This is a genomic window from Consotaella aegiceratis (assembly GCF_036541425.1).
GTDB classification, from domain to species: domain Bacteria; phylum Pseudomonadota; class Alphaproteobacteria; order Rhizobiales; family Rhizobiaceae; genus Consotaella; species Consotaella aegiceratis.
Genome location: NZ_JAZHFT010000083.1, coordinates 1 through 7,941, shown reverse-complemented (window position 1 = coordinate 7,941; position 7,941 = coordinate 1). Strand labels below are relative to the sequence as shown.

Sequence of the window (7,941 nt, the reverse complement as noted above, 5' to 3'; positions counted from 1 at the left end):
CCAGGCTGGTGCGCGCATGCTGTGCGCGAGTGGTATCGGTCCACATCGTTGATCCAAGGTAGTTTTTGGCAAAACCCCTGAATCAACGGCCGGCGAGGCTGTCAAGCTAACCCACTGATACCACTCACCTCAATTTCGGATCAGACACTTAGACAACTTGTCTGGCTGATCATCAATTTTGATGCAAGCTAAGGTACATGCAACTTGACGTAGACTCTCAATGTGGCCGTGGGACCTATATCTAGAGGTGAAGAGCAGAGTGGCGGCCTTGACGCGCTGCTGGTGCGACCACCCGCAGCGGACTCAGCCGGTCGCCGGCTCTTAGTCCGCGTCGGACATCGCCGGCTTTAGGACGTCCGCGACGCAAAGCTGGCGCTTCATGTCGCATCCCATGTCGCGCGTATCTGCCGATGGTCCCAGGAAACCCCTGAAAAGTAAGCGCGAAGGCGAGGCCGTTCAGGCGGGAACGTGATGGTTCCAGGGCATGAGGGCGTCGATGTCACGGTTGGGCCATCCGGCGGCGAGACGCTCGAGGGTGAGCTTGAGCCAGGCGAAGGGATCGACGGCATTGAGTTTCGCCGTGGTCAGGACGGTGGCGATGGTTGCCCAGGTACAGCCGCCGCCATCGGAGCCGGCGAAGAGCGCGTTCTTGCGGGTGATGGCCTGGGGCCGGATCGTCCGCTCGACGATGTTGGAGTCGATTTCGATGCGCCCGTCGTCGAGGAAGCGCTGCAGGACCGCCCGGCGATGAAGGGCATAGCGGATCGCCTCGGCGAGCTTCGACTTGCCGGACAGGCGCGGCAGTTCACGCTCCCAGGCGGCGAAGAGTTCGCGCACGATCGCGGCGGAGCGTTCCTGGCGTGCGGCGCGGCGCCGGTCGGGATCGTGGCCGCGGATCTCCGCCTCGACCTGCCAGAGCGGCGCCATCGCCTCGACCGTCCGGGTGGCGAAAGGCGAACTTTCGCTGGCATGGAGTTCGAAGAACCTGCGGCGCACATGGCTCCAGCAGCCGGCGAGCGTGACGGCGCCGTCGGCGCGTTCGGCCTTGGCCAGACGATTGTAGGCGCCCCCCGGGTCTGGCCTTTGGCCAGCCCGAGGGCAGGCTCCGCCGTCGACTTGCAGGATACCGCGATAGCCGGCGAGATGCCGGGCGACGCAATCGCCGCCGCGGCTGTCCTCGAACCGGTAGGCGACCATCGGCGGGCCGCTGCCGCCGAACGGCGAGTCATCCCTGGCATAGGCCCACAGCCAGGCCGTCTTCACCTTGCCCGATCCGGGGGCCAGGGTGGGCAATGTGGTCTCGTCCGCAAAGATCCGTTCGCCCTGCTTGATGTGGGCGAGAATGGCATCGGCCAGCGGCTCCAGTTCGAAGCCGACGCGCCCCATCCACTGTGCCGTCAGCGAGCGGTCGAGATCCACGCCGTCGCGGGCATAGATGGCCTCCTGGCGATAGAGCGGCAGCCCGTCGGCATATTTGGCGACGGCGATATGGGCGAGCAGCGCTTCGGTGGGAATGCCGGCCTCGATCAGATGGGCCGGCGCCGGAGCCTGGACGACGCCGTCGCGGCCGCGCCAGGCGTATTTGGGCCGGCGGGTGACGATCACCTGGAACTTGGCGGGCACGACATCGAGGCGCTCGCAGACGTCCTCGCCGATCCTGACCTTCTCAAGCTCCTCGCAGCCGGGCGGGTCCTCAGGCTCGATCACCACCTCGATCCGCTCCAGATGGGCGGCAAAGCCCTTGCGTGGCCGCGCCGGGCGGGGGCCTGCCGCCTTGCCCTTCGCCTTGTCGAGTTCGGCCTTGATGGCGGAAAGGCCCGTCTCGATCTCGTCGAAGACAAAAGCCTGCTGATCCTCGTCGAGGGGATCATGCTTCAGCTTCTCCGAGCGTTTGCCGTAGCGGGCCCGATCCAGCATCTTGAGGATCGAGGTCAGCCGCGCAATGCGCTCATCGGCACGGGCGTTGAGCGCCTTCAATGCAGCGATCTCGGCATCGGCAGCCGCGGTCTTCTGCGCCAGGGCGAGGATCATCGCCTTCAGCGCATCGACGTCGTCGGGAAGCTTTGCCGCAGCCGGGGTCATGACCGACCAAAGCACAGAACCGCCTGGATTGCCTGCTCTTTTACGGCCTCGATTCACTCTGCCGCAGGGGGCTCATCCTGCCGACTGCGGCCGCTTCACCGACACCGGACGGACCTTCTTCCAGTCCAACCCGTCGACCAGGGCCAGCAGTTGCGCCTGGTTGAGCTGAACCCGGGCGTGGCCGATCCGCGGCCAGCAAAAGACGTTCTTCTCAAGCCGTTTCGAATACAGACAGACCCCCGTGCCGTCGAACCAGACGATCTTGATCCTGTCGGCCCGCTTGGCTCGAAACACGTAGAGCGCTCCGCTGAACGGATCGGCGCCGGCATCGCGCACCAGCGCCATCAGCCCATCCGGTCCCTTGCGGAAGTCGATGGGATGGCTGGCCAGGAACACCTTCGCCCCGCTCGGGATCATGCTGAGTGCACCGCTCGGATCGCCCGCCGCAGGTGCTCTTCGGTGACATCAGCACCGGCCCGCACGATGAGGCCGCCGATGACGATCTCCACCACTGCCGGCGCTGCAACAGCCGCGACTTCCACAAAACGAGGAGCATCGGCAGCAGCGAGCGGCGCTACCGTGCCATTGCGAAGCGCCTCGCGACGCCAACCGAACAGTTGCGAGGGAAGAATGCCGGCACGCCGGGCGATCGCCGACACGTTCGCATCCGGCTCCAACGTCTCGGCCACCAGGCGCGCCTTGAACGCCACCGACCAGCGCCGCCGGGAACTCTGCGGCGCCCCGTCCAGCCGATCCGGCACGGCCTCGATCATATGGAAACTTCTATCGCCAGGCATAGTCGCAGACATAGAAACTGACACCGGCGCCTATCGGCCAGCCCCTATGTCTCTACCCGCCCGCCATCACCCCCGCCACGTGGTCCCGGCTTCGCGCTTACCCTGAAAATCAAGGGAACTCAGTTGCAACATGATGCGACATGAAATCAGACATTAAGGGCGCAAGCGCCACCGTTAAACATCTGATTTTCTTGAGGAAATTGGTGGTAGCGGAGGAGCGCCGCCGTCATTACAGAGCTATAACCAAATTCGTTTGCTGACAGGGCGCCGCGCGCGTCGAACATCTCCTTGACGTTGCCGAGCGCGTCGTAGCGGAAGGTATGAGCCGTCTCGGCCGCGCCACCCGGCCGGTACTCCGTCTCGCCCTACGGTCCGAGAACCTGGCGGCGCCAGTCGACCGGGGCGCCGAGGCGGGCGAGGAGGATGCGGTCGAAGCCCTTCATGCCGGCCCTGAAGCGCAGTTCCATCACGCGCCCGCCGTTCATGAAGAACGAGACGCGGCGGTCGCCCGCCGCGATCTCGGCGGCCGAGCCCCCGGCAATCGTGTCCGTCAGCTTGCGCTTCGCGCTGTCCAGGGTCTCGGTTGCCGGGTCGAGTCCGTGCGGCATCGGCGCCGTCGCGTCTCCCTCCGCCCGCTCCAGAATCAGCGCGTCGCGCCAGTCGCTCTCCTGCGCCGCGGTGCGGCCTATCGTCAGGACGAAGCCCGTCGAGCGGCCGGTGACGTGGCGGGCCTGCGGCGCGAGCGAGGCGGCGGGAAACGGCAGACCGAGCCGTTGAAACAGGTCCGCCAGCCAGGCTCCCATGCCGGTGCCGTTGATCCGCTCGTAAAGCTCGTCGCCCAGACCCGCCATCGCCGTCACTGTCATGGCTGATTGCCCGGATAGTCGATCCGGTCCCAGCGCGTGCCGTCGAAGCGCACGATCTCCTTGTGGCCGACGGCCAGCAGCATCTCGTCCGTCGCGCTCAGCCAGGTAAGGCCGCCGATCTCCGGGTCGAGGCCGGTTTCCACCTGCTTCAGACGCCGCCCGTCGAGCACGAAAAGGCCGCCGGGAAGGCCATCCGCCGACCCGGCCGCCAGATAGAGCCTGCCGCCGAACAGCGCCATGCGCCGAAAAATCTGGCCTTGACCGTTGGTCGCCGCCGGGCGGAAGCCGTCACGATGGTTACCGACGAAGAGTTCGCCCTCCTCGCCGCAGACGACGATCCGCTCCGCGTCGAGCACGGCGATATCGAGCAGGCGATTGTCCGTCAACTGCGGCGGACGCCGGAAACCCGCCTCGTCGGTGCGCACCGCCAACAGCCCGTCCTTGCCGCAGATATAGATCTCCTCCGCGCTCGGACCGTTGATCCCGTAGATCAGGTCGTCACGGTAGACCTCCATCATACGTTCGGTATGCCGCGCCATGATGTCGGGGTGCTCAAGAAGGTATTCGATCTGACCTCCTCTTCCATTTTCTACGAAGCCCGGCGGAAAAAACTCCTTGTCCCAGTCCGGATCGATCTCCGGCCGGAAGAAGGCCCGGTCGAGCGGCGGCCAGGCACCGTCCGCCCGGCGATAGTTCTGACCGCCCTCGCCGACGGTGTAGAGATCACCGTCGATTTGCCGCAGGGCGGTCATGCGCCCGAGGCGCAACCCCTTTTGCCATGCGAAGGCGGGGTCGACCATTCGTTCCTCGGCAAACTCCGGGTCTGGCGAGGCGACGAGGCCCGGCTCGCCCAGAACCGTCAGAATGCGGGCATCGATCTTGTCCCAGCGGAACAGCGTCATGTCGCCGGAGGCGAAGGGATAGTCGTTGTAGGCCCAGTCGTAGCCGCCGCGCTGCCTGCCCTTGGCATATTGCAGAACGCGGGAGAACGGCGCGAAGGGATCGGCGTCGTCCCGGCTGCCGCGGACGTAGAAGACGTCCCAGGACACGGCCTCGCACGAGGTGAAGGTCAGTTGCATCGCGCTCAAAGCTCCCCTTAGTGCCGCGTCATGCTGGTGCCTTTCTTCAACCCGATATGCGATTTCCCAAGCTTCAGCCAACCACAGATTCAAACGTTGTCGGGGTGCAAGAAGCGCTCGACCTTCTGCCCGTCGAAGCGGTAGACGTGACGGTCTCCGATGATCCAAAGATAGTTGTCGCTCACGCTGTCGATTTGCTGGATGACCGTCGTTTCATCAATCGCAGCGCGGCCATCGCGAACGACGTCGAAGCCCGTTCCGTTGAAACGCCTCAACCCTTGCGTGGTGCCGACGTAGATGTCGCCCTGAAATTGTCTGACGGAGTAGAACTGGATCGGATTGCCCGGGCCATGAAGCACGGAGAAACCTTGTCGCGCGTTTCCGCGCAGCAACGTCTCATTGTATCCCGAAATGATGATCTCTTCTGAGCTCACACAATGCAAATCAAGAAGGTTCTCGTCGGTTGGCGACGGAACGGAATGCCAAGCCCGCCCTGACGAATGGTAGATCTGGCCCGCCAGGCCGCAACTATAGACGTCGTTTTGACCGCTGCCATCGATCGCTTCCAGATTAACCGTCTGCCGCAAGCTGCGGTATAAGGAGAGGACGCCCGAGTCCTCTCCGCTTTGGCTCGGGCTGGCCGTATCGAAACCCGACCCTCTCAAGGCTGGCGCGACGTCACGCCAGCCTGTTGCGTCACGCCGGTAGATTTGCCCGCCATAGCCGCAGCAGAACAGTGTCTCACCGACTTCCGCGATGTCACGCATCTTGCCAAGGATCGGCTCGCCAGGGGAGAGATCCCGCAGCCCCGCACCCGGGACCCTTTCAATCGTTTCCCCAGCGGAGTTGGTAATCTTGACATGGCCTTCGTCGCTGAGAGCGCAACCGGCTCTTGCGACGTCTGGTCGTGCTCGCCTCAAGCACAGCGAGACGACATCTTCCCCGGGCCAATCCTCATGGCCCCAGCGCGGATCAGGGCCTGCGACAAGGTGAAACAGACGCGTGTATTGTACATCGTCATTCAGTGCATCGGGGAACCCAGCGACGAAAAGCAGATCGTCTGCGACCGCGCACCCGTTACCCAATTGGACTGGAACTTTATTTTCTGTCATTTTTTGGAAAGTGCGTTTTCAGGCCGGATAACGGCCTGTTTTTATTCGTACGAGCAAAGCCGAACGCGAAGATGCGCCACAGCGAGGGATCGTCGCTCTCCTCAGCCTCGTGGCTCTTCATGGCGTACCAGAATTCTTCATCGTCGCGGATCTGATCCAAGCCCCGATAAGGTTTCGGCAGCCCGTCCTTGCTCCAGCGGCGATAGCCGCGTTCCTCCGCTTGAAAATGCGTGACATTCTCGGCAAAGAAGCCGAGATAGTCCAACAGGCAGTCGAGCAGGCCCTTGCGCTTGTCCTGGCGCCAGCCTTCCAGGAAGTAGAGCGACATCAGCACCCCGACCCGCGAGCGGATCTTGTGGATCGACTCGTCGCGCAGGACGCCCCGCGCCTCGATGTCCGCCGGGTCGAGCTTCAGATCTTGCGGGAAATCCATCGTCAGTCAAAGCGTCGGATCCAGCTCAGCGTTTCCGCCAGTCGGCCCTCTCGTCCGGTGTTGAGATGCCGCGGTAGCTTGATGACACTGAATTGGTAGCCCTCGAAGCGGATCGGCTTGATGATCCGGGCGGCCGTGCGATAGCCTTCAGGAATGCCGCCGGTCGCCGGATCGCCTAGAGCCGGCAGTTGGCTCGCCCGGATCAGCACACCGCCATCATAGACCGACAGCGTCATCTCCTCTGTCAACTGCGCCTTGACCGCTGACGCTCCGCCCAGTGCCGCGACGTTGTCGTCGCCGAGCGCCGTCAGCCAGTTCGACGAGCGCGGCTGCCGATATCCCCCGTGACGGACCTCGCTCCAGTAGTCGCCCATGGCGTCGTATTCCAGCGCGGGATAGTGCATCAGCCAGGGGTAGTAGTAGGCGTCCTTCATGGTCTCCGAGCCCGGCACCGATAAAGCGCCCAGTCCTGCCGAACCGTGGATCGCGCCCAGCCGCTCGCTCCAGCTGCGAACGAGTTGCACGAAACGGTCGGGATCGTCGAACACGAAGCTCGGCGGAAAGTGCGCCTTCAAGCCGGATAGCGGCCTGTTCTTGTCATTGCGGGAGAAGCCAAAAGTGGAAATGCGCCACAGTGAGGGATCGTCGCTCTCCTCTGGGTTATCCTCAATCATGCTGAAGTAAAAATCTTCTTCCGAGCCAATACTATCCATTTTCCGATAAGGTTCCGGCAGCCCGTCCTTGCTCCAGCGGCGATAGCCTCGCTTTTGTAACGTTTGGAAGTGGGTAACATTCTCGGCAAAGAAGCCGAGATAGTCCGACAGGCAATCAAGCAGGCCCCTGCGCTTGTCCTGGCGCCAGCCTTCCAGGAAGTAGAGCGACATCAGCACCCCGACCCGCGAGCGGATCTTGTGGATCGACTCGTCGCGCAGGACGCCCCGCGCCTCGATGTCCGCCGGGTCGAGCTTCAGATCTTGCGGGAAATCCATCGTCAGTCAAAGCGTCGGATCCAGCTCAGCGTTTCCGCCAGTCGGCCCTCTCGTCCGGTGTTGAGATGCCGCGGTAGCTTGATGACACTGAATTGGTAGCCCTCGAAGCGGATCGGCTTGATGATCCGGGCGGCCGTGCGATAGCCTTCAGGAATGCCGCCGGTCGCCGGATCGCCTAGAGCCGGCAGTTGGCTCGCCCGGATCAGCACACCGCCATCATAGACCGACAGCGTCATCTCCTCTGTCAACTGCGCCTTGACCGCTGACGCTCCGCCCAGTGCCGCGACGTTGTCGTCGCCGAGCGCCGTCAGCCAGTTCGACGAGCGCGGCTGCCGATATCCCCCGTGACGGACCTCGCTCCAGTAGTCGCCCATGGCGTCGTATTCCAGCGCGGGATAGTGCATCAGCCAGGGGTAGTAGTAGGCGTCCTTCATGGTCTCCGAGCCCGGCACCGATAAAGCGCCCAGTCCTGCCGAACCGTGGATCGCGCCCAGCCGCTCGCTCCAGCTGCGAACGAGTTGCACGAAACGGTCGGGATCGTCGAACACGAAGCTCGGCGGAAAGTGCGCCTTCAAGCCGGATA

Annotated in this window: 9 protein-coding genes; all 9 read right to left on the bottom strand. The window is 63.6% G+C overall.

Going from position 1 to position 7,941, the window contains the following annotated elements; all coding sequences use genetic code 11:
- Positions 1-456 precede the first annotated feature (456 nt).
- A complete protein-coding gene (tnpC, locus tag SMD10_RS24495) occupies positions 457-2,082 on the bottom strand; it encodes an IS66 family transposase (protein ID WP_331688355.1) in 1,626 nt (541 codons plus the stop codon).
- A gap of 72 nt (positions 2,083-2,154) precedes the next feature.
- Positions 2,155-2,499, bottom strand: coding sequence for an IS66 family insertion sequence element accessory protein TnpB (gene tnpB / locus SMD10_RS24490; RefSeq protein ID WP_331688354.1), 345 nt, complete (start codon positions 2,497-2,499; stop codon positions 2,155-2,157).
- Complete coding sequence (locus SMD10_RS24485) at positions 2,496-2,855, bottom strand: transposase (protein ID WP_331688353.1); 360 nt, start codon at positions 2,853-2,855, stop codon at positions 2,496-2,498. The genes tnpB and SMD10_RS24485 overlap by 4 nt, the downstream gene beginning before the upstream one ends.
- 389 nt (positions 2,856-3,244) lie before the next feature.
- Positions 3,245-3,745 (bottom strand): hypothetical protein, encoded by a 501-nt coding sequence (locus SMD10_RS24480; RefSeq protein WP_331688352.1) that lies wholly within the window; start codon positions 3,743-3,745, stop codon positions 3,245-3,247.
- Positions 3,742-4,824, bottom strand: a complete 1,083-nt coding sequence (locus SMD10_RS24475) for a hypothetical protein (protein ID WP_331688351.1) — start codon at positions 4,822-4,824, stop codon at positions 3,742-3,744. Before SMD10_RS24475 ends, SMD10_RS24480 begins: the two co-directional genes overlap by 4 nt.
- Positions 4,825-4,913: 89 nt before the next feature.
- Positions 4,914-5,591, bottom strand: coding sequence for a hypothetical protein (locus SMD10_RS24470; protein ID WP_331688350.1), 678 nt, complete (start codon positions 5,589-5,591; stop codon positions 4,914-4,916).
- A gap of 331 nt (positions 5,592-5,922) precedes the next feature.
- The gene (locus tag SMD10_RS24465; protein ID WP_331688349.1) at positions 5,923-6,369 is read right to left on the bottom strand and encodes a hypothetical protein; all 447 of its coding nucleotides are present in this window, start codon (positions 6,367-6,369) and stop codon (positions 5,923-5,925) included.
- A 2-nt stretch (positions 6,370-6,371) separates the two neighbouring features.
- Positions 6,372-7,253, bottom strand: a complete 882-nt coding sequence (locus SMD10_RS24460; RefSeq protein ID WP_331688348.1) for a type VI immunity family protein — start codon at positions 7,251-7,253, stop codon at positions 6,372-6,374.
- A gap of 107 nt (positions 7,254-7,360) precedes the next feature.
- A partial coding sequence (locus SMD10_RS24455; RefSeq protein ID WP_331688347.1) for a type VI immunity family protein occupies positions 7,361-7,941 on the bottom strand: 581 nt, incomplete at its 5' end.

Coding starts and splice junctions, on each gene's coding strand:
- tnpC (WP_331688355.1), bottom strand. CDS start 2,082: ATGACCCCGGCTGCGGCAAAGCTTCCCGACGACGTCGATGCGCTGAAG.
- tnpB (WP_331688354.1), bottom strand. CDS start 2,499: ATGATCCCGAGCGGGGCGAAGGTGTTCCTGGCCAGCCATCCCATCGAC.
- SMD10_RS24485 (WP_331688353.1), bottom strand. CDS start 2,855: ATGATCGAGGCCGTGCCGGATCGGCTGGACGGGGCGCCGCAGAGTTCC.
- SMD10_RS24480 (WP_331688352.1), bottom strand. CDS start 3,745: ATGACAGTGACGGCGATGGCGGGTCTGGGCGACGAGCTTTACGAGCGG.
- SMD10_RS24475 (WP_331688351.1), bottom strand. CDS start 4,824: ATGCAACTGACCTTCACCTCGTGCGAGGCCGTGTCCTGGGACGTCTTC.
- SMD10_RS24470 (WP_331688350.1), bottom strand. CDS start 5,591: ATGCGTGACATCGCGGAAGTCGGTGAGACACTGTTCTGCTGCGGCTAT.
- SMD10_RS24465 (WP_331688349.1), bottom strand. CDS start 6,369: ATGGATTTCCCGCAAGATCTGAAGCTCGACCCGGCGGACATCGAGGCG.
- SMD10_RS24460 (WP_331688348.1), bottom strand. CDS start 7,253: ATGTCGCTCTACTTCCTGGAAGGCTGGCGCCAGGACAAGCGCAGGGGC.